Raw genomic sequence first — 20,922 nt, forward strand, 5'->3', positions numbered from 1 at the left:
TGGATGGAAGGAGGTGAAACAAATGGATATGGCAATTGCATCAACGCCAGCAGTGCCAGCGGCACAGTCGAAGTCTCCAGCCAATGCAGCTGATTCTTCCAATACAGCCGTAACAGGTAAAGGTCAATTCAGACAGAAGCTTGCGGGTAGTATGAAAGATTCCTCCGGTACGAACACAGCATCGGGCAAGACGGAAGCAGCTTCGACTGCGACAGCAGATCTGACCAATGCGGCGAAGTCCGAAGCAGCTGTTCCGATGACAGCTGAGCAGCTTGTTGCAGCGATCGGTGAACTGCTGCAAGGGTTGCAGGATAATGCAGACCAGCAGCAGGCGAACGATACGAATGCACAGGACACGCTTCAACAAATGTTAGACCAGTTGAATGCGATGCTGACGCTTCTCGGTCAACAGCCTGTTCAGCCCTTGCCGCAAGTTCCGGGATTTGAAGTTGAAGACTTGAAGGCAGATGTTGCTCAAGCGCTTGTACAGCTTCAACAGACGATTGAAAGCGGCCAATTAGGCGCTGCGAAACTTGGAAACGCAACGGAATGGCTGAGCTCGCAGCTTCAAGTGCTGCAGCAAACGATGCAGCAGGTGAAAGCGCCATCGACAGAGCAAGCAGCTCCACAAGAGGATGAAACGGTACTGAACACAGTTCCTCAATCATCCAGTAAGAACGAGCAGGTCACTGCACCCGCTCAGTCCCAAACGACAGTAACGGTCAAAGCTGTGTCGCTGCTAGATCAATTGAATCGCAATACGGTAAGTCCGAATCTGCTGCAAGTCGTTGCTGGACAACAGCAAATGAATGAGCAGTCATCTGACGAAACGGTATCCGTAGAAGAAACGCCTGTTGCCATCAACTTAAGTGCACAAGCTCCTGAGACTGCACAAACGCTCACAATGACACGAACGGTTCAAGTGACACAGCAAGTTCCTGTTCAACAATTTGCTGAAACGATGGCGAACTTGATGGTTAACAAATTCGAAGTGAAGACCGCCGTTGGTATGTCGGAAGCTAGACTCACGTTGACGCCAGAGCACCTAGGTCAAGTCGATGTACGAATCTCGATGCAGAACGGTCAATTAACCGCACTATTCTTGACCGACTCTAGCGCAGCCAAAGATATGCTGGACAACCAGTTGGCCATGCTTCGTGCGAATCTTCAGTCGCAAGGCTTGAATGTCGAGAAGCTGGAAGTATCCCAGCAATCGGTTGACAGCCAAATGGCTCAACAGCAAAATAACGGATCCGGCAAACAGCAGTCCAATAACGGCAATGGAACAACTAGCGCGAATGAATCAGAGGAATCTGCATTCGAGGCAGAGCTGACGGAACAGTCCGTTATTCGAGAGCTAGGCTACGGCCGTGGTATTAACGTAAGGGCTTAACGGACGTACATCAAAGCAAGCGGGGATGGAGGTGACAGCAGTGGCAGGAGCAGCGATCAATGCTACGAATGCAGTGTGGCCGAACTACAGCACGTCGAACGTACAGAAGGCAGCTGCAACGACGAAAGATACAACGCTAGGCAAAGATGATTTCTTGAAAATTCTTGTGACCCAGCTTCGCAATCAGGACCCAAGCCAGCCGCTCCAAGACCGAGATTTTATTGCGCAGATGGCGCAGTTCTCCTCGGTAGAGCAGCTGATGAACATGTCTCAAGAGATGACTAAGCTTCGGCAAAATCTTGGTTCAGCCTCCAGCCTGATCGGTATGACCGTTGAATGGGATGGACTCTCGGATCAAGGTGTCCAGACGACCTATTCAGGCGTTGTAGAAGCGATCTCGATCAAGGATGGCTCACAGTACGCGAAGGTTGGCGACCGGACTGTGAAGGTTGACGATTTGACCACGATTACATATGTACCTGCATCGTCGACAGTACCGTCGGAGCATAAGGAAGCAGGCGGCAACGATGAGTAATCCAGTAACGATTGGCTCGTTATTTCCGCTGCCAGGACGTCCAGCAGATGTGCGCTCATCATCGGGAAGCTCATCGACAGGACGTACGTCGGACAAGCCATTCGAGCAAATGCTGCAGGAGCAGCAGCTGCAACTGAAATTCAGTCAGCATGCAGCGCAGCGAATTCAGCAGCGCGGCATCTCCATCAAGCCAGAGACGATGACGAAGCTAGCAAGTGCGGTTGATCAAGCAGCATCCAAAGGTGCTGTCGATTCTTTAATCGTAATGCCCGATGTTGCACTGATCGTTAATGTACCGAATCGAACGGTTGTAACTGCGATGGAGCATTCGCAATTATCGAATACCGTATTCACCCAGATAGACAGCGCCGTCATTCTTCATTAAGCACCATTAGGCTGGACCTGATTAGGAAGCCTACCAATCGCGGATCGACTGAAGCGATTGAAATTCAATGTACTTAGATATGGGAGGATGACTTAGTAGATGCTTAGATCGATGTATTCCGGTGTATCCGGCATGCGTGCCTTTCAAACGAAGCTCGACGTTATCGGCAACAATATCGCAAACGTGAATACGGTTGGCTTTAAGGGCGGCCGCGTCATGTTCAAAGATATTTTGAGCCAGAGCGTTGCGGGTGTGACAGCGCCAGAAGAAGGCGTGCAAGGCGGTACGAACGCGAAGCAGATCGGCCTCGGCGTAGCGATTGCTGCGATCGATACAATTCATACAGCGGGCAGCGCAATGACGACGAACGTACCGACTGACGTACGGATCGACGGCGACGGATTTTTCGCAGTACGCGCCAACGATGAGCAAGCGGTTCCTTACCTCACTCGCGCAGGTAACTTTACGCTGGATGCGAATCGTCAACTCGTAACGGCAGATGGCTACTTCGTTCTGGCTGAGGGCGGCGAGCCAATCATTCTGGATGAAGGCGTAACGTCCTTCTCGATCGCACAAGACGGCACGATTATTTCGATTAATGCGGATGGTACGGCAGAAGCTACTGATTTCAAAATCGGCGTAGTAAAAGTAACGAACCCATCCGGTCTTGAGAAAGTCGGCGGCAATATGTACCGTGTAACGCCAAACGCTAACATAGACGAGATCGAAGTTGGCGCAGCTAACAATGCCGAAACGGGAACTGGCGCTATTATTGCAGGTCAATTGGAGATGTCGAACGTCGATCTGACGAGCGAATTCACCGAGATGATCGTTGCGCAACGCGGCTTCCAAGCGAACTCCCGTATCATTACGACTTCAGATGAAATCTTGCAAGAAGTTGTCAATCTGAAACGATAGAGCAGTGGCCGGGGAGGGGTCCTAAGATCTCTCCTCGGGAGCAGCCAATGCTTACGAAAGCAGCTTTGCCGCTTAGTGGGCTGAGCCATTGCGCGTGACGCTGCAATACCTGTAGGAGGAAACGTATGATTGGCTTAACTCGGTTGAATGGTATGCCCATCACGATTAATGCTTTATTGATTGAGACGATAGAAGAAATGCCTGACACGCTCATTACACTCACGACCGGTAAGAAACTACATGTTCTCGAAAAGTCTTCGGAAGTGATTTCGCTCGTTCAGCGCTATCTTCAGACGATTGGCGTCATTGCGGCGACGACCTATAAGAGCGAGCAAACGGAGGAACCCTCGATATGAGAAAAATGGTACCGTGGTTAATCTCGATCCTGTTAGCCATTACGTTAATTGCGATCGTCGTTATTATTTTATTGAATACGATGTTCGACGATAGCAGCAAGGAGGCCAAATCGTCAGAACCTGTGAAGATAGAGGTCTTATCAGCTGATAAGCGAGTGGAGGTCACTTCTGAATTGAAGGATATAAAGCGCAATCTGCTCGATAACGATTACATCGTCATTGCGAGCTTTGCGTTTCAGCTAGACAGCAAGAAATCGAAAGAAGCTTTTGAGAAAGTGAAAGACATTCAAATTCGTCCGATCATCAACCGCGTGATCGCGGATATGACGGCCGATCAGTTGAATGGTTCGAAGGGTCAAGATATGCTAGCTTCGAAGCTCCTGAATTTGATCAACCAAGAGCTTCCCGAAGATCAGAAGCTGGTAAAAGTCGACATTACGAACTTCTTAATGTCCCAGATCTAGTCGATAGACCGGTATTCCTGTAAGGGGGTGAGAGATTTGGTTGATGTGTTGTCGCAGAATGAGATTGACGCGCTGCTGGCCGCCCTGTCGTCCGGTGAGATGGACGCAGAGGAACTAAAGAAAGAGGATACGCAGAAAAAAGTGCGTTCCTATGATTTTAAGCGCGCAACTCGATTCTCTAAAGATCACATCCGCAGCTTAACGCGTATTCATGAAAACTTCGCGCGGTATTTGACAACCTATTTCTCCGCGCAGCTTCGAACCTTTGTACAAATTAGCGTCGTAGACGTAGAACAGCTGCCATACGACGAATTCATTCGCTCGATTCCAAAAATGACGATTCTAAACATTTTTGAAGCAGAGCCGCTGGAAGGCCGTATGGTGCTTGAAGTGCACCCGAACGTTGCTTATGCGATGCTCGACCGGCTCTTGGGAGGTCAAGGAACAGCCCCTTCCAAGATGAATGCGCTGACCGAGATCGAAATGACGATCATGGAACGGATTTTCAGCCGCGCTTTCGAAAGTCTTCAGGAAGCATGGAAGACGATCATTGATTTGTCCCCAAGGTTGGAAGCGCTGGAGACAAACCCGCAGTTTATGCAGATTGTATCGCCTAACGAGACGATTGCTCTTATCTCGTTAAGCACAAAGATAGGCGACACAACAGGGATGATCAATCTATGTATCCCACATGTCGTTATTGAACCAATCATGCCGAAGCTGTCTGTGCATCACTGGTTTGTCTCGCAGAAGAAGTCACGCTCCCCTGAAGAGGTTGAGATGCTGGAGCAGCGCGTAAATCGCGCACAGCTGCCAATAGCAGTGGAGCTGGGCGAATCAACCATTAGCATCTTTGAGTTCCTTAACTTGTCGCAGGGCGATGTCATCACGCTCAATAAACCTGTTGGCGAAGGACTGAGTGTAAAGGTTGGAAACAAAATCAAGTTCATCGGCAGTCCCGGTTCGATCAAGGATCGAATTGCGGTACAGGTTGACGAAATTGTCAGCGAAGGAGTAGAGGAAGAAAATGACTAGTAAAGATTATTTGAGTCAAGAAGAAATTGACGCTTTGCTGAGGCAATCATCCAGCGATCCTGAGCCGATGACGTCAGTTGACGCAGTAGTAGGCATTGCGAATTTTCTCGATACGATTGAACAAGATGCGCTTGGCGAGATCGGCAACATTACATTCGGCAGCGCAGCAACGGCTTTATCAACCTTGTTAGGCAAAAAGGTAGAGATTACGACGCCTCAAGTTACGCTCGTTAAACGTTCGGAGCTGAAGGAAGTATTTCCGAAGCCGCATGTTGCTGTATCGGTTCAATATGTTGATGGCTTCCAAGGTATTAACTCCCTTGTTATCAAGACGCATGACGCGCAAGTCATTGCAGACCTGATGCTCGGCGGTGAAGGCGATGTTCCGCCAGGAGAACTAAATGAAATTCATATTAGTGCGGTTCAAGAAGCGATGAACCAAATGATGGGTTCCTCTGCGACATCGATGTCGACAATCTTCAACCGATTTGTCAATATTTCGCCGCCGGGTATCAATATTCTTGACGTCGACAACGGTGAAGGCGTTAATACTTTGCCGCAAGACGATGAATTCATTAATGTTTCGTTCCGTCTTATGATTGGCGATCTGATTGATTCTACGATTATGCAGTTGCTGCCGGTATCATTCGCTAAGCAAATGGTAGCAACGCTAATGGGCGGAATGGATGAGACTCCAGAACCAGCACCGGTGACCGCAGCACCAGTAGCAGCGCCAGCACCAGTAGCAGCGGCTGCTATAGCGGCTCCAGTGCAGACTGCAGCGCCTGTACCGCAGCAACCAGTACCTGCACCGCCAGCAGCGCCGTCTGAGTCTTACGCACCTCCACAGCAGGCGTACGCAATGCCGCCGCAGGGCCCGAATACATATGGACAGCATCCGAACCGTAACGTGAATGTGCAGCCCGTTCAGTTCGCCAATTTCCAAGGGGCACCTTATGTGCAAGCAGACGACACGAATCTCAATTTGCTTCTCGACATTCCACTGAAAGTAACGGTAGAATTGGGTAGAACCCAGAAGCAGATCAAAGATATTCTAGAGTTGTCGCAAGGATCGATCATCGAGCTGGACAAGCTTGCTGGTGAGCCAGTTGATATCCTCGTGAATAACAAGCTGATTGCGAAGGGCGAGGTTGTCGTTATTGACGAGAACTTCGGTGTCCGCGTTACGGATATCGTTAGTCAATGGGACCGTATGCAAAAAATTCAATAACATCCTAGGGGGAAATGTGAACGATGGCTAACCGTATTTTAATCGTAGATGACGCAGCATTCATGCGTATGATGATCCGTGATATTTTGACGAAAAATGGATACGAAGTAGTAGGAGAAGCACCAGATGGCTCGGTTGCTGTCGAAAAGTACAAAGAGTTGAAACCAGACCTGACAACGATGGACATCACGATGCCTGAGATGGACGGAATTGCAGCACTGAAAGAAATCAAGAAGCTGGATCCGAATGCGAAAGTCATTATGTGCTCTGCTATGGGACAGCAAGCGATGGTTATTGACGCTATCCAAGCTGGCGCAAAAGACTTTATCGTTAAACCTTTCCAAGCGGACCGTGTAATTGAAGCTATCAAGAAAACGCTAGGATAGGACTTAAGCCTTATGAATAACAGCCAGCTTCGTGTCGCGGCGCTTGCGACAGCCATCCTCCCATTCATGGCCGGGAAGGCTGCCGCGGCGTCCGAAGGACTGGATACGACGGAGAGCTCGCTTCATCTCGATACGAATTATACAGGTACCTTAATCACTGTCATGATTGTATTAGCCGTCATTATCGGTCTTATCATTCTATTAATTAAGCTGCTAGCCCGTCGCAATCGAGGCTGGGGAGCAAACCGGGCGCTTCGTACGCTGGGGGGTGTGCCGCTTGGGCAGCACAAATCGCTTCAGGTGGTCGAATTGGCCGGCAAGATATACGTAGTTGGTGTAGGAGAGAACATTACGCTGATCGATAAGCTGGACGATCCTGAACAAGCGACCTACATTATTAGTCTTATGGAGCAGAGCAATGCGATCAGCTGGAACCCTGCGGCTTTGTCTGAGCTATTCGGCAAGCTGAAGAAGAACAACCGTGCGAATGACAAAGCTGGAACTGAGCAATTGTCTGAAGGGCCGGATTTCGAGAGAATGCTCCGCCGCAAGCTAGACGAGCAGTCGCAGCGCAAGCAGCAAGTCGAAACTCTGCTGCGTACCCCAAATCAAAGCGATCGGTTGATGGACGAATGAAAACGAAATGGATTATAGCAGCCGCTCTCGTTCAGTTAGTATTGTTGGGAATGTTCCAATCGCATGCGTATGCAGAACCGATTCCGAATGTCAGCATCTCGATCGGCGATGAGACCGAAGGTTCGGGCTCTAGTGCAATTTCAATCGTATTGCTGTTAACAGTTCTAAGTATCGCACCTGCGATATTGATGCTGATGACCAGCTTCACACGAATCGTCATTGTACTCGGCTTCGTCCGTACTTCACTTGGAACGCAGCAATCACCACCCAATCAAGTGTTGATTGGACTTGCGATGTTTCTTACCTTCTTCATCATGGCGCCTACGCTGTCGCAAGTGAATCAAGTAGCGCTGCAGCCATATTTGAAAGGTGAGATTACGCAGACCCAAGCGTTCGAGAAAGCGGCAGAGCCTATGAAGAAGTTTATGTTCTCGCAGACAAGAGAGAAAGATCTTCTCTTGTTCATGAAGTATACGAAGACCGAGAAACCGAAGAGTTATGAGGATATTCCGATCACGGTTCTTGTTCCGGCGTATGCGATCAGCGAGCTCAAAACAGCTTTTCAGATGGGCTTCATGATATTCATACCGTTTCTCATAATAGACATGGTCGTATCCAGTACATTAATGGCGATGGGCATGATGATGCTTCCGCCGGTTATGATATCGCTGCCATTCAAAATATTGCTCTTCATCCTAGTGGATGGCTGGTACTTAGTCGTCAAATCACTGCTGATGAGCTTTAATATGAGCTAGCGGAGGGGAACGAACAGCTATGAGTGCGGATTTTATTATCGGACTGGCAAGCCAAGCCGTATTCACAATTCTTAAGGCGAGTGCACCTATGCTCGTAATCGGCCTATGCGTCGGTTTGCTTGTCAGCATCTTTCAGGCAACGACCCAGATTCAAGAGCAGACGCTTGCATTCGTTCCGAAGATTGTAGCCGTGTTTGCATCCATTATTATTTTTGGTCCTTGGATTATGAATACGCTGGTAGATTTCACATTTAACATCTTGAACAACTTGTATAAATACATCGGATAGGCTGGTTGAAAGGATGGAGCTGATCGCACAGGGGTTCCCTATTTTTTTGCTGATATTTTGTCGAATGACAGCGTTTTTCGTCGTAGCTCCCATATTTTCCATGAAAATGGTGCCAGCTACGTTCAAAATCGGTATCGGCTTCTTCCTCTCACTCATCGTATTTCTTACATACGGGGTGAAACAGACGGTCGATCTGGACGCTGCTTATGCATTACTCGTCATTCGTGAAGTATTGGTCGGTCTGCTTCTCGGATTTGTTGTCTATCTGTTCTTCACGGTCGTTCAGACAGCAGGCGCATTAATGGACATCTCAATGGGCTTCGCAATGTCCAACATCATCGACCCGATGACAGGCGTATCAACACCTGTATTAGGCAACTTGAAACATATGGTGCTGATTATGGTGTTTCTGACCTTGAACGGACATCACTATTTGCTTACAGCTCTGATGGACAGTTATCAATGGTTGCCGCTCGACAATGATCTATTCAAGCACATGTACGAAGGAAAGGTTTCGGATTTTGTATTATCGACCTTTTCTGAGACGTTCATGCTTTCATTCCAGATCGCATCTCCTATTCTTGTCGCGATGTTTCTTACCGACGTCGGTCTCGGATTTCTTGCCAAGACGGCGCCGCAGTACAACGTGTTCGTAATCGGGATGCCGATGAAAATATTACTCGGTCTGTTTATACTGGCGCTCGTTGTGCCATCTTTATCGAATTTCTTCGATCATTTATTCTCGACGATGTTCGAGCGGCTTCATCAGTTATTATCGATGCTGCAGCGACCGAATGCAGGCTAGGTGCCGCCCTATAAGGCGGCAGCTGGTACCGATGAGGAGGTGACTGCAACGTGGACGACAGAGTCTTATATCGGTTCAAGCTGGATCTGCAGATGTTCAGCCAAGAAAAAACCGAGAAGGCAACACCGAAGAAGATCAATGAGGCTCGGAAGAAAGGCCAAATTGCAAAGTCACACGAATTACCGGGCGCATTCATCCTGCTATTCGTCTTTATGAGCTTTGTTATGATTGGGCCTTTCTACAAGACCAAGATCGTAGGGCTGTTCGGCAGTCTATTCAATGAATGGCTTACGATGGAGGCAACACCAGGCAATATCATGTCATTGATGACAAGCTTAATGTACGAAATGCTTATTATGCTATCACCGATTTTCGCTATCTCTGTACTTGTTGCGCTGCTCGCCAACTATATGCAGGTCGGAATCCTGTTCACAGGTCATCCGCTAATGCCGAAGTTCAGTAAGCTGAACCCGCTTAAGGGACTTAAAGGCATTATGTCCATGCGTACAGTCGTTGAATTCCTTAAGGCGATGTTGAAACTGCTAATTATCGGCTTGGTCGTATTCCAATCGCTGAAGAGCAAGTGGGGGCAGATCCTTCATCTGGATCAATTGCCCGTAACGGGGCTTCTCAACTTCGTAGGCGGGATTACATTAATGCTCGGGATCAAGATCGGCGTTCTGTTGGTCGCTCTAGCAGTCGGCGACTTTCTCTACAAGAAATATGAACATAACAAAAGCTTGCGGATGTCCAAACAAGACATTAAGGACGAATTCAAAACCACCGAGGGCAACCCTCTCATCAAAGGTCGAATTCGCGAGCGTCAACGTAAGATGGCGCTGCAACGCATGATGCAAGAAGTACCGAAAGCGGATGTCGTAATAACAAACCCTACTCACTTCGCTGTTGCCTTGAAGTACGATGCTTCCAAGATGGACGCACCTGTCGTTATAGCGAAAGGGATGGATTATGTTGCGCTCCGAATTCGGGAAACAGCCAAGGAGCACGGCGTCATTACGATGGAAAACAAGCCGCTCGCCAGAGCGCTGTACGACCGTTCGGAAATCGGCGATTCGATTCCTTCGGATTTGTTTCAAGCGGTGGCGGAAGTGCTGGCATATGTATATAAGCTGAAAGGCCGAGTGAAATCATCTTGAAACGGGGGAACGCGTCATGAAACCTAGGGACCTGGTCATCTTGATCGGCATCATCGGCATTGTGCTCATGATGGTTATTCCCGTCCCAACTGTCCTTATGGACGTGCTTCTCATCATTAACATTTCAGCTGCATTGATGATATTGCTCCTCTCGATGAATACGAAGGATGCGCTGCAGTTCTCGATTTTCCCGTCTGTCCTTCTGATTACAACCTTGTTCCGGTTATCGCTTAACGTATCGACTACCCGCAATATTCTTAGCAAACACGAAGCAGGTGAAGTCGTCAGTACGTTCGGTAACTGGGTAGCAGGGGGAGAGATTGCAATCGGTTTCATCGTCTTCCTCATTCTCGTAGTCGTTCAGTTCATCGTCATCACGAAAGGCTCTGAACGTGTCGCTGAAGTTGCAGCACGGTTTACATTGGATGCAATGCCAGGTAAACAGATGAGCATCGACGCAGATCTGAACGCGGGCATGATTAATGAACAACAAGCTAGAGAGCGTCGCACCAAAATCGAGAAGGAAGCCGATTTCTATGGTGCAATGGACGGTGCGAGTAAATTCGTCAAAGGCGACGCGATTGCGGCAATCGTTATTTTGTTCATCAACCTGATCGGTGGATTCCTTGTCGGTATGGCGATTCACGGTATGCCGTTCAACGAAGCGCTTCATACATACTCGATCTTGACGATCGGCGACGGTCTCGTCAGTCAAATTCCGGCGCTGCTCATCTCCACCGCAGCCGGTATGATCGTAACGCGTGCTTCCTCGGATGGCAATCTAGCGGAGGATCTATCCTCCCAAATGCTCAAATATCCGAAACTGCTTTACATCGTAGCAGGCACAGTAACCCTTCTAGGATTATTTACACCAATTGGGCCACTTTCGACTCTTCCAATTGCTGCCTCTCTCAGCTTTGGCGCATGGAGACTGCAGAAGAATATGAACAAACAGCAAATCGAAGAAGAGATGCTGGTCGAGGAGCAGCAGATCGAAGAGGTGCGAAGTCCGGAGAGCGTTATCAGCCTTCTGCAAGTGGATCCGATCGAATTCGAATTCGGATACGGTCTTATCCCGCTTGCAGATGCGCAGCAGGGCGGCGACTTGTTGGACAGGATCATTATGATCCGCCGGCAGTGTGCACTTGAGCTTGGTCTAGTCGTACCGGTTATACGTATTCGCGATAACATCCAGTTGAAGCCCAATGAATACGTGATCAAGATCAAAGGCAATTTGGTTGCTCGCGGGGATCTGCTGTTGAATCACTACTTGGCAATGAGTCCAGGTTTCGATGATGAATCCGTTATCGGTATCGAGACGACAGAACCTGCCTTCGGTCTTCCGGCATTATGGATTGATGAGACGATGAAAGAGCGAGCGGAACTATCGGGGTATACAGTCGTTGATCCGCCGTCGGTCGTAGCAACGCATCTGACGGAAATCGTGAAGCGTCATGCTCACGAGCTGATCGGACGCCAAGAAACGAAGGCGCTCATTGAGAACGTCAAGGAAAATTATCCAGCGCTGGTCGACGAATTGATCCCGAACGTTCTTACGGTCGGCGATATTCAGAAAGTATTGGCAAAGCTGCTTCGTGAGAAAATTTCGATTCGCGATCTCGTGACGATTTTCGAAACGCTAGCGGATCAGGGAAATTACACGAAGGATACCGACGTGCTAACCGAATATGTAAGACAGTCGCTATCCCGTCAAATTACACAGCAGTTCTCGCCAAGTGGCGAAATGCTGAGAGTCATTACAGTCGGGCCTGGACTTGAGAAGAAGATTGCCGAATCGGTGCAGCAATCGGATCAAGGCAGCTTCTTATCTATTGATCCGGTATCGACGCAGCAGATCTATCAGCGGTTGACGGATCAAGTGACGAAGCAGATTCAATCAGGCAATCAGCCGGTCGTTCTCGCTTCGCCAACGATCCGAATGTATTTGCGCAAGTTGGTTGAACGAACGATGCAGGATGTGCCGGTTCTTTCTTACAGTGAGCTTGAGCCGAATATTGAAGTACAAAGTGTTGGGGTGGTGAATCTGTGAGAGTGAAGCGTTATTTGGTCGATACGGTTTCGGAGGCGCTTCCGCTTATCCGCAGCGAGCTTGGCAGCGATGCTGTTATCCTCAGCACTAAAGATATTAAGATCGGCGGCTTTATGGGCATGTTTCGCAAACGAAAAACAGAGGTTGTTGCAGCTGTTGAAGGTGAAACTTCCAAGCCAAGCAAACCCCGCCCAACCCAGCAGCAGTCTTCAGTCAGTATTCAAAAGCCGCAGCGGCCGGCAGCAACAGCAGCAGCGGCTTATGGGGCAGCTTATGAGTCTAATAGTAGGGGAGCATCGGCAACAGCGGTGCTTGATCCTCTGGAAACCAGCCAAGCTGTAGAACGAGCAACATTCGTTCTACAGCAGGCTGCTTCTTCGGATAAGCTGGAGCAGGGACAATTCAATCCTGCTCCTCCTGTCGTACAAGACGCAATGCCAGCCGCTCCTCGTGTTCCTGCTGGTGGTGGAGAAAGCACTCCTCATCGGACTGAATTGGAGCATCTATTAACGACAGAGATTCGTGATATGAAAGAGTGGATCATGAAGCTGTCTCGGCAGAAAGCCGTCGATTCCCAGCCAGCAGCGCTGCGTTTGCTATGCGAGCGGCTTGAGGAGCAGGAGGTTGCAGCTGAATGGATTGATAAGCTGCGAGACATGATGGTTGAAATGTCCGAAGCGCATGATGAATGGTCCGACAGTTCGGTCGTGTGGCAGCATGCAGCGGAGATCATTACCGGCTGGTTGAGGCCATATGAGCATGGCGGGATAGGCAGCAGTGAGCGTAATGTTTATTTCGTAGGACCGACAGGCGTCGGCAAGACGACAACAATCGCGAAGCTTGCAGCTGAACAAACGCTTAAGGCAGGCAAGAAAGTTGGATTTATTACTTCAGATACTTATCGGATTGCAGCGGTAGATCAATTGAGAACTTACGCTAACATTTTGAACGTTCCGATGGAAGTCGTCTTCTCTCCTAATGAAGTTCCGAGAGCGTTCAGCAGCTTGGAAGATAAGGATCTCATTCTGATGGATACCGCAGGTCGCAACTATAGAAGCGAGCTGCATGTGTCTGAAGTGAACAGCATGCTGAATACGCAAGAACAAGGAACTGTATTTCTCGTCATGAGTCTGACTGGCCGGACGAGCGATATGCGGATTATTGCGGATCGGTTTCTCCCTTATGGCATTCGCCAGGTTATCTTTACAAAGCTGGACGAAACGACAGTGTATGGCACAATACTTAATCTGATGCTGGAATATGGACTGCAGGTTGCATATGTCACAAGCGGGCAGACAGTACCAGACGATATCTCGAATTTCAGCGCAGAAGCGTATGTCGCAATGCTTCTGGGGGAACCGGCGCATGTATGATCAAGCAGAAGCGCTGCGAAACTTAATTCGCAGTAACGAAGGGGTACAGGCAGGACGCGGGACGCGCATTATTACAGTAACTAGCGGTAAAGGCGGAGTAGGAAAATCTAATTTCAGCTTGAATTTCGCCCTTGCTCTTCAACAATATGGCAAAAGCGTACTCGTATTCGATGCTGATATCGGGATGGCGAATCTCGATGTTCTGATGGGCCATTCGGCCACCTACTCCATCTATCATCTGCTTAAGCAGGATAAGACGATTTGGGATATTATTCAGCTCGGCCCCCAAGGACTTCATTATGTCGCTGGGGGTTCTGGAATGAATGAGCTGCTTTCATTGTCCGACGCACAGCTGAACAAGTTTATCGATCAGCTTGATAAGCTGCAAGGGCGATATGATTACTTACTATTTGACACTGGCGCAGGCTTGTCGAAGGAAACCGCAAGCTTCATTGCAGCGGCGCATGAAACCATAGTTGTTACGACTCCAGAGCCGACTGCAATAACAGATGCTTATGCCTTAATGAAGATGGTTCGATCTTTCGGTCATTCTCCATCGTTCAGGTTGATCGTTAATCGGGCGCTGGATGCGCGTGAAGGTCAGTACACTGCTGATAAAATCGCAATGGCTGCGAGCAAGTTTATGGGGATCGAGGTTCCGCTGCTTGGTATTATTGCCGATGACCCGAGCGTTAGCAAGGCTGTTCGAGAGCAAAAGCCATTTTCGCTTGCTTATCCTGCTAGTGACGCAGCAAGAGGGATTCAATCCATTGCGCGTGCATATCTCCAGATGCCGACTTTGATTCAAACGGCAGCTGGCGGTGTCAAAGGATTTCTACATAAGATGATTAGACTGATGAAATGATCCTTTGGGTAACGGAGGTGTGGGATGGCGTTGTATCGCGTACTTGTTGTTGATGACTCAGCATTCATGAGGAAGATCGTTTCGGATCTTATAGTGAGCGACGAACAGTTCGAAGTCGTCGCCACGGCAGCGAATGGGGTTGCTGCGATTGAAGCTGTCGTCAAGCATAAGCCGGACGCTGTAACCATGGATTTGGAAATGCCCGAAATGAACGGACTTGAAGCGCTGGAGCGGATTATGAATGAAAAACCGCTGCCCGTCATTATGCTGTCGGGTATTAGCGAAGAGAATACCCGGGATACGATTAAGGCGCTGCATCGCGGTGCATTTGATTTCATTCGCAAGCCTGCGATTGATGGTTCTGTTGATATTAATCAGGTAGGCGAACAGCTGCTGGACAAGCTTCGGATCGCGGTGTTGGTAAGCCGAGCACAGTCGAAGCCGAAACCGGAGAAGAAGACTGCAGTTCCAAAGCCTGCCGACCGAAAGCGTTCGGAAGGCAGGCTTGTTATAAAGCAAGATTCATCTTCGACTACAGCAGCTGACAATGAGAGTAAACAGACGAATACGTCGAAGAACGCAGAGTCTACGGTTCAGCGGAAGAAGGCTGCAACCGAGTCACACACTGGATTGAGCGGGACGATCGCTAAGTCTGCCGGAGAATTGGAGACGAGCAAGTCTGCAGGGTCAGCAGAACGCAATCCACTGCTGCCAGTTAAAGGAGATAAGCGTAGAGGCTCTCCTATCTTCGATAGTGTGGTGTTGATTGGTACGTCCACAGGGGGACCAAGAGCACTTCATGAAGTTATTTGTGCGCTCCCGGCTGATTTCAATGCTCCTGTACTCGTTGTGCAGCATATGCCGCCGAACTTTACACGTTCGCTTGCCCAGAGGCTTGATGCGTTTAGTTCTGTTCGAGTGACTGAAGCTGTGCAAGGAGAACGGGTAATTAGCGGTACGGTGTACGTTGCACCAGGTGGCGTTCATATGGAACTGGCGAAAGACCGAAACGGTTATTATATCAATCTGACAGACGATGAGCTGCGGAGCGGGCATCGTCCATCAGTAGATGTGCTGTTTGAGTCAGCAGTCACTTGCGGTGATTTGCGGCGCCATGCCGTCTTAATGACAGGTATGGGCAGTGACGGAGCCAAAGGCATGAAGCTGCTGCGCGATAGCGGCGCAGTAACGACCATTGCAGAAGCAGAAGAAACCTGCGTCGTGTATGGAATGCCCCGTGCTGCGGTTGAGAATGGCTCGGCAACGGATATCGTACCGCTGCCACGTATTTCAAGCTTTCTAGTACAAGCAGTTGCAAGGCGTTCTAACGAGTAATAGAAGGAACTGTACGTTAGCGAAGTAAACAACGGAGGTGCTCGAGCATGGACATGAACGCATATTTGTCAATGTTTATCGACGAATCGAATGACCACCTGCAAGCGCTCAACGAAAATTTGCTTAAGCTGGAAAGTGACCCGAACGATATTAGCATCGTGCAAGTAATATTCCGTTCGGCTCACACGCTTAAGGGTATGTCCGCGACGATGGGCTTTGAAGATCTTGCGTCTCTGACACATGAAATGGAGAACGTACTTGATCTGGTTAGGAACAGCAAGTTATCAATGGATAGCTTTATCTTCGACACGATGTTTAAGGGATTGGACGCATTGGAAGCGATGGTTCAAGACGTTGTCGGAGGCGGAACAGGCAAAGCAGACGTAAGTGCGATTAATGCTGCACTGCAATCGATCGTCAAAGGCGACTACAAGAACAAGCCTGCTGCAGAGACAGCCGCTAGCACTGGTGGCAGTGCAGCTGCAGCTGCCGGCAACGCGGGCAACGCTTTGCTGGATATCTTCCAATTCTCGGTCCTGAAGCAATCGATCGAGGCTGGCAATCAAGTTTATTACATAAAAGTAACGCTGCGCGAAAGCTGTGTGTTGAAAGCCGCTCGCGCATACATGGTGTTCGACGTTCTCGAAAATAACGGGGAAGTCATCAAGTCTGAGCCATCGGTTCAAGAGCTGGAGCAGGAGAAATTCGACCGTTCCTTCGTCGTCTTCATGATTTCTGGAACGCAAGTGGAAGCGCTGAAGTCGCAGATTGAAGGCGTATCGGAGATCGAGCTGGCAGAAGTTGTGCTGCTCGATGATGAATCACTTCAACTCTATGCGCCAACGACAGATTCACGCAACCAAGCAGCAGCTCCGCAGCAAGCTAATGCATCAGCTGCTCCCTCGAATCGGGAAGCGGCTAAACGGGAAACGGGAGAAGCGAAAGCGCAGGCATCTGCAGGTGCAGTAGCGGTGAACCGGACGATCCGGGTTGATATCGATCGCCTTGATTCGCTAATGAACCTGTTCTCGGAATTGTTGATCGACCGCGTTCGTCTGGAGCAGCTGTCAAGTGAAATCAAACGCAGCGATCTGATCGAGACGGTAGAGCATATGGCGCGTGTCAGCACAGACCTGCAGGATCTCGTTCTGAAGCTGCGGATGGTTCCGGTTGAATCGGTATTCAACCGATTCCCTCGGATGGTACGCGACATTGCTAAACAGCTTGATAAGAAAATCGATCTGATTGTATCAGGCGCTGATACGGAGCTCGATCGCACAGTAATCGAAGAGATCGGCGATCCGCTTGTTCACTTGCTGCGGAACTCGCTTGACCACGGCGTCGAAATGCCAGCCGATCGTATGGCGGCAGGCAAACCAGAAACCGGAACGGTTCACTTGCGCGCGTATCACAGCGGCAACCATGTGTTCATTGAAGTTGAAGATGACGGCAATGGCATTGACGGTGCTAAGGTGAGTCGAATTGCAGTGAAGAATGGAGTCTTGACTGAAGAGGAAGCGAAGCGTCTAACAGAAGAGCAGATGCAAATGCTCATCTTCGCGGCTGGCTTCAGCACTGCTGATAAAATATCGGATATTTCCGGCCGCGGCGTAGGCCTTGATGTCGTGAAATCGAAGATTACATCACTCGGTGGACATGTTACGATTCGGTCGAAGCAGGGGCAGGGGACGGTATTCTCGATTCAACTGCCGCTGACACTGTCGATCATCTCGGCTATGTTGATCAAGATGGGCGAAGAAAAGTATGCGATTCCTCTCTCCTCGATTGTAGAGACCGGAATCATACAGCGCGATCAGATTGCAACGATTCATGGCAATCAAATGATCGAGTTCCGCGGAAATGTTATTCCAGTCGTATCGCTTGCCCGGGTACTGGATGTGCCTGGTTACCGTGAAGAAGAGGAAACAGAGAATGAGATCGTCGTTATCCGCAAAGGCGACAAGCTGGCTGCGCTTATTGTCGACTCGTTCATTGGCCAAAGCGAGATCGTACTGAAATCATTAGGCAAGTATTTGCCAAGCATTAAGTCCATCTCGGGCGCTACGATTCTCGGCGATGGTCAAGTTGCCCTCATTATAGATCCGAATGCTTTCATTAAATAAGGGAGGGAATACGAATGGCAGAAGAAATGAAGGTTATCGTTTTTGCGCTTGGACAAGAGGAATACGGTATTGAAGTAGACAAAGTACGCACGATTGAACGAATTCAGCCAATAACACGCGTTCCGAAGGCTCCAGCTTTTATTAAAGGGGTTATCAATCTTCGTGGTGTCGTCATTCCCGTCATCGATTTGAGAGGGCGCTTCGGCCTGGAAGAAACGGTAACAACGGACAATTCTCGTATTATCATCGTAGCAGCCAATGAACTAGAAGTTGGCTTTATTGTTGACTCAGCGAATGACGTCATCGATATCGACACGGAATCGATTGATACACCGCCAGAAGTTGTTGGCGGTATCAAAGCGAAGTATCTGCACGGCATTGCGAAGATTGGTGAGAAGCGACTGCTTGTCATGCTGAATCTGTCCGAGGTGCTAAACCGCAAAGAAATTCTCCAGCTTGAGCAGCTTGAGGTTTAATCGTGAACGACTTTAAAGGGTTAGGCGCATTTAAGCTGGATGTATTGAAGGAAGTCGGAAATATCGGGGCGGGCAACGCAGCAACAGCGTTGTCCCGTCTGCTGGACAAGCCGGTTGATATGGCTGTTCCCAAAGTGAAGCTGCTGCCTTTCGAGGAAATTGCCGAGATCGTCGGCGGATCTGAGCAGATTGTGATTGCTGTATTCCTGCGAGTCGAAGGGGATGCACCAGGCAATATGTTCTTCATTATTGAAGAGCCATCGGCAAAACGAATGATGCATCGGTTGTTATCGCTAGAAATTCGCGAGCAAGCAGGTTACTCCGAAATGGAGCTGTCGGCTTTATGCGAGATCGGAAACATTCTCGGAGGGTCTTACCTGTCATCGCTCGCTGACTTTACGGGGCTGTCGATGATGCCGACGGTTCCATCCATAGCGATGGATATGGCAGGAGCAATATTGTCTTACGGGTTACTGCAATTCGGGGAAATGGGAGATTCCGCACTCCTGATCGAGACAGCATTCCTCGAAGGCAGAGATATGTTGGAGGGCCATTTCTTCCTCATTCCGGATCCCGAGTCATTCAATAAAATCTTCCAAGCGCTAGGGGTTACATCTGAATGATGGAGCAGTTAACAGTCAAGGTCGGCATGGCTGACCTGAACATCGCATCGAATGGGGCATTGATTCGGACAAGCGGGCTGGGATCGTGCGTAGGCGTCACCCTTTATGACTCAGTCGCAAGGGTAGCAGGTATGGCGCACGTTATGCTTCCTACTTCAGAGATTGCGAGAGAAACGAGTTTCAATGTCGCCAAATATGCAGATACAGCAATTCCGGCACTTATTCAAGCGATGGAGAATGCGGGCGCTTCAATTACACGCATGGTTGCCAAGATGGCAGGCGGGGCGCAAATGTTCGCCTTCGCTTCCCAAAACGATTCGATGCGCATCGGACCTCGCAATGTGGAGTCGTGCAAGCTTGCTTTGGAGCAGGTGTCGATTCCAATTCATGCAGAGGATACTGGAGCGAATTTCGGTCGAACGATTGAAATCGATAGTGCAACAGGTGTCTTGACGATTCGAAGCGTTCAGTTTGGTATAAAGGAGATTTAATAATGATTGGAACATGGCGGTGGAATGTCGGATTTGGAGCTGTAGGTGGCATGATGTCGCTATTGTTCTCATTGAGTGGGAACACGTTTGCAGTCAGCATTTTGAGGGGGATCTACGCTTTTGCTGCTTTCTTCCTCTTGGCTTATCTATTCCGGGCTGTGCTCAAAATGGCAATGCCGCAACCTACTCTTCCTTCCTTGCGACAAGATGAGCAGGGCGGAAGACAAGATGCCGGCACCCAATTTGAAGCAGTGACACCGGATGAATCGGAAGAGCTGCATGAGCTGCTCAAATCGGATTCGAATAGCCGGCCTGCTGCAACAGCAGCTGCTGGCGCGCAATCGCACCAGTTTCAACCGCTTAAACCGCCTCAGCTGGTATCGACGCAGAACAAAGATCCAGAGGAATTAGCCAAAGCAGTACGTCACCTGACAGGAGGGTGAGACGATGATTGAGCCGAAGACGCCTCATTTGTCTAACATCGAGAAATGGCGCAAATGGAAAACCGAAAAGGACATCGAAGCGAAGAAGCAACTCATTGAGCAGTATTTGCCTTTGGTCGACTATGTGAAGAGCCGAATGGCAATCGGATTACCGAAGACCGTTTCGAAGGATGATCTGTACAGCAACGGTGTAATGGGACTTATTGATGCAATTGAGAAGTTCGATTATGAACGCGGTCTGCAATTTGAAACTTATGCTTCATGGCGTATTCGCGGTTCCATCATCGATGGACTGAGACAAGGGGACTGGGTTCCTAGGTCGGTGCGCGATAAGGCGAAACGAATCGAAGAAGCATACCAGCTGCTGGAACAAAAATATTTGCGCTCCGTATCGGATGCCGAAATTAGTTCGTATTTGAACGTATCTGAAAATGAATATAATGTGATGCTGCAAGAAATTGCAGTCACAACGATCTGCTCGCTCGAAGATCCGATCCGAGAGGAAGAGTCAGAAACACGGTTATCTTTACTGGTTGACGAGAAAGCGAAAAACCCTGATTATAAGGTTCATGAGTTTTATTTGAAAGAGTCGCTTATGAAAGGGATCGAGCGTTTGACTCCGAAAGAGAGAACCGTCATCTCCCTATTTTACTATGAAGAGTTGTCTCTTAGCGAAATCGCAGAAGTGATGTCACTATCGCCTTCCCGAATATCTCAGCTGCATTCCAAGGCGATCCTGCGGCTTCGCGGAGCTTTAGCTAAAAATAAAGATCAGTTGCTCCAAAATACGTAATTGAG

General features: G+C 49.1%; 24 protein-coding genes. All 24 read left to right on the forward strand.

Translation table 11 applies throughout. The features are described from left to right. Positions 1–22 precede the first annotated feature (22 nt). The 24 genes from H8B09_RS05715 (at position 23) to H8B09_RS05830 (ending at position 20,917) form a co-directional block, all read left to right on the forward strand. On the forward strand, positions 23–1,393 hold the full coding sequence (locus H8B09_RS05715) for a flagellar hook-length control protein FliK (RefSeq protein WP_191202453.1): 1,371 nt from the start codon (positions 23–25) through the stop codon (positions 1,391–1,393). Positions 1,394–1,433: 40 nt separating this feature from the next. Then, positions 1,434–1,928: a flagellar hook capping FlgD N-terminal domain-containing protein gene (locus H8B09_RS05720; RefSeq protein WP_318152539.1), complete on the forward strand. Its 495-nt coding sequence runs from the start codon at positions 1,434–1,436 to the stop codon at positions 1,926–1,928. Next, positions 1,921–2,313, forward strand: coding sequence for a TIGR02530 family flagellar biosynthesis protein (locus tag H8B09_RS05725; protein WP_191202455.1), 393 nt, complete (start codon positions 1,921–1,923; stop codon positions 2,311–2,313). The genes H8B09_RS05720 and H8B09_RS05725 overlap by 8 nt, the downstream gene beginning before the upstream one ends. A 99-nt stretch (positions 2,314–2,412) precedes the next feature. Further along, positions 2,413–3,231: a flagellar basal body rod protein FlgG gene (flgG, locus tag H8B09_RS05730; protein WP_191202456.1), complete on the forward strand. Its 819-nt coding sequence runs from the start codon at positions 2,413–2,415 to the stop codon at positions 3,229–3,231. Positions 3,232–3,356: 125 nt separating this feature from the next. Next, positions 3,357–3,587 carry a flagellar FlbD family protein gene (locus H8B09_RS05735; protein WP_191202457.1) on the forward strand — a complete coding sequence of 77 codons (231 nt, stop codon included), beginning with the start codon at positions 3,357–3,359 and terminating at the stop codon, positions 3,585–3,587. Further along, positions 3,584–4,051: a flagellar basal body-associated FliL family protein gene (locus tag H8B09_RS05740; protein WP_191202458.1), complete on the forward strand. Its 468-nt coding sequence runs from the start codon at positions 3,584–3,586 to the stop codon at positions 4,049–4,051. Before H8B09_RS05735 ends, H8B09_RS05740 begins: the two co-directional genes overlap by 4 nt. 36 nt (positions 4,052–4,087) lie before the next feature. Continuing rightward, positions 4,088–5,086, forward strand: a complete 999-nt coding sequence (gene fliM / locus H8B09_RS05745) for a flagellar motor switch protein FliM (protein WP_191202824.1) — start codon at positions 4,088–4,090, stop codon at positions 5,084–5,086. Then, complete coding sequence (gene fliY, locus H8B09_RS05750) at positions 5,079–6,317, forward strand: flagellar motor switch phosphatase FliY (protein ID WP_191202459.1); 1,239 nt, start codon at positions 5,079–5,081, stop codon at positions 6,315–6,317. Before fliM ends, fliY begins: the two co-directional genes overlap by 8 nt. 23 nt (positions 6,318–6,340) lie before the next feature. Further along, a complete protein-coding gene (locus tag H8B09_RS05755) occupies positions 6,341–6,703 on the forward strand; it encodes a response regulator (RefSeq protein WP_160394151.1) in 363 nt (120 codons plus the stop codon). 12 nt (positions 6,704–6,715) lie between these two features. Beyond that, positions 6,716–7,339 (forward strand): flagellar biosynthetic protein FliO, encoded by a 624-nt coding sequence (locus tag H8B09_RS05760; RefSeq protein ID WP_191202460.1) that lies wholly within the window; start codon positions 6,716–6,718, stop codon positions 7,337–7,339. Beyond that, entirely contained in the window at positions 7,336–8,094 is a 759-nt protein-coding gene (gene fliP / locus H8B09_RS05765) for a flagellar type III secretion system pore protein FliP (protein WP_191202461.1), read from the forward strand. The genes H8B09_RS05760 and fliP overlap by 4 nt, the downstream gene beginning before the upstream one ends. Before the next feature lie 19 nt (positions 8,095–8,113). Then, complete coding sequence (gene fliQ, locus H8B09_RS05770; protein ID WP_191202462.1) at positions 8,114–8,383, forward strand: flagellar biosynthesis protein FliQ; 270 nt, start codon at positions 8,114–8,116, stop codon at positions 8,381–8,383. Between the two features lie 13 nt (positions 8,384–8,396). Beyond that, entirely contained in the window at positions 8,397–9,188 is a 792-nt protein-coding gene (gene fliR, locus H8B09_RS05775; RefSeq protein ID WP_191202463.1) for a flagellar biosynthetic protein FliR, read from the forward strand. Between the two features lie 92 nt (positions 9,189–9,280). Further along, a complete protein-coding gene (gene flhB / locus H8B09_RS05780; protein ID WP_191202825.1) occupies positions 9,281–10,345 on the forward strand; it encodes a flagellar biosynthesis protein FlhB in 1,065 nt (354 codons plus the stop codon). 16 nt (positions 10,346–10,361) lie between these two features. Continuing rightward, positions 10,362–12,395 carry a flagellar biosynthesis protein FlhA gene (gene flhA / locus H8B09_RS05785; protein ID WP_191202464.1) on the forward strand — a complete coding sequence of 678 codons (2,034 nt, stop codon included), beginning with the start codon at positions 10,362–10,364 and terminating at the stop codon, positions 12,393–12,395. Beyond that, positions 12,392–13,768 (forward strand): flagellar biosynthesis GTPase FlhF, encoded by a 1,377-nt coding sequence (flhF, locus tag H8B09_RS05790; RefSeq protein ID WP_191202465.1) that lies wholly within the window; start codon positions 12,392–12,394, stop codon positions 13,766–13,768. Before flhA ends, flhF begins: the two co-directional genes overlap by 4 nt. Then, positions 13,761–14,633, forward strand: coding sequence for a MinD/ParA family protein (locus H8B09_RS05795; RefSeq protein ID WP_191202466.1), 873 nt, complete (start codon positions 13,761–13,763; stop codon positions 14,631–14,633). Before flhF ends, H8B09_RS05795 begins: the two co-directional genes overlap by 8 nt. Before the next feature lie 24 nt (positions 14,634–14,657). Then, on the forward strand, positions 14,658–15,968 hold the full coding sequence (locus H8B09_RS05800) for a protein-glutamate methylesterase/protein-glutamine glutaminase (protein ID WP_191202467.1): 1,311 nt from the start codon (positions 14,658–14,660) through the stop codon (positions 15,966–15,968). A 47-nt stretch (positions 15,969–16,015) separates the two neighbouring features. After that, positions 16,016–18,091: a chemotaxis protein CheA gene (locus H8B09_RS05805; protein ID WP_191202468.1), complete on the forward strand. Its 2,076-nt coding sequence runs from the start codon at positions 16,016–16,018 to the stop codon at positions 18,089–18,091. A 14-nt stretch (positions 18,092–18,105) separates the two neighbouring features. Next, entirely contained in the window at positions 18,106–18,567 is a 462-nt protein-coding gene (locus H8B09_RS05810) for a chemotaxis protein CheW (RefSeq protein ID WP_191202469.1), read from the forward strand. A 2-nt stretch (positions 18,568–18,569) separates the two neighbouring features. After that, positions 18,570–19,190: a chemotaxis protein CheC gene (locus H8B09_RS05815; RefSeq protein WP_191202470.1), complete on the forward strand. Its 621-nt coding sequence runs from the start codon at positions 18,570–18,572 to the stop codon at positions 19,188–19,190. Next, positions 19,187–19,681 carry a chemotaxis protein CheD gene (locus H8B09_RS05820; protein WP_191202471.1) on the forward strand — a complete coding sequence of 165 codons (495 nt, stop codon included), beginning with the start codon at positions 19,187–19,189 and terminating at the stop codon, positions 19,679–19,681. Before H8B09_RS05815 ends, H8B09_RS05820 begins: the two co-directional genes overlap by 4 nt. Positions 19,682–19,683: 2 nt before the next feature. Beyond that, the gene (locus H8B09_RS05825; RefSeq protein WP_191202472.1) at positions 19,684–20,124 is read left to right on the forward strand and encodes a hypothetical protein; all 441 of its coding nucleotides are present in this window, start codon (positions 19,684–19,686) and stop codon (positions 20,122–20,124) included. A gap of 4 nt (positions 20,125–20,128) precedes the next feature. Further along, positions 20,129–20,917 (forward strand): FliA/WhiG family RNA polymerase sigma factor, encoded by a 789-nt coding sequence (locus H8B09_RS05830; protein WP_191202473.1) that lies wholly within the window; start codon positions 20,129–20,131, stop codon positions 20,915–20,917. The last annotated feature ends 5 nt before the right edge of the window (positions 20,918–20,922 follow it).

It is taken from the genome of Paenibacillus terricola (assembly GCF_014779765.1).
GTDB lineage: Bacteria > Bacillota > Bacilli > Paenibacillales > Paenibacillaceae > Paenibacillus_T > Paenibacillus_T terricola.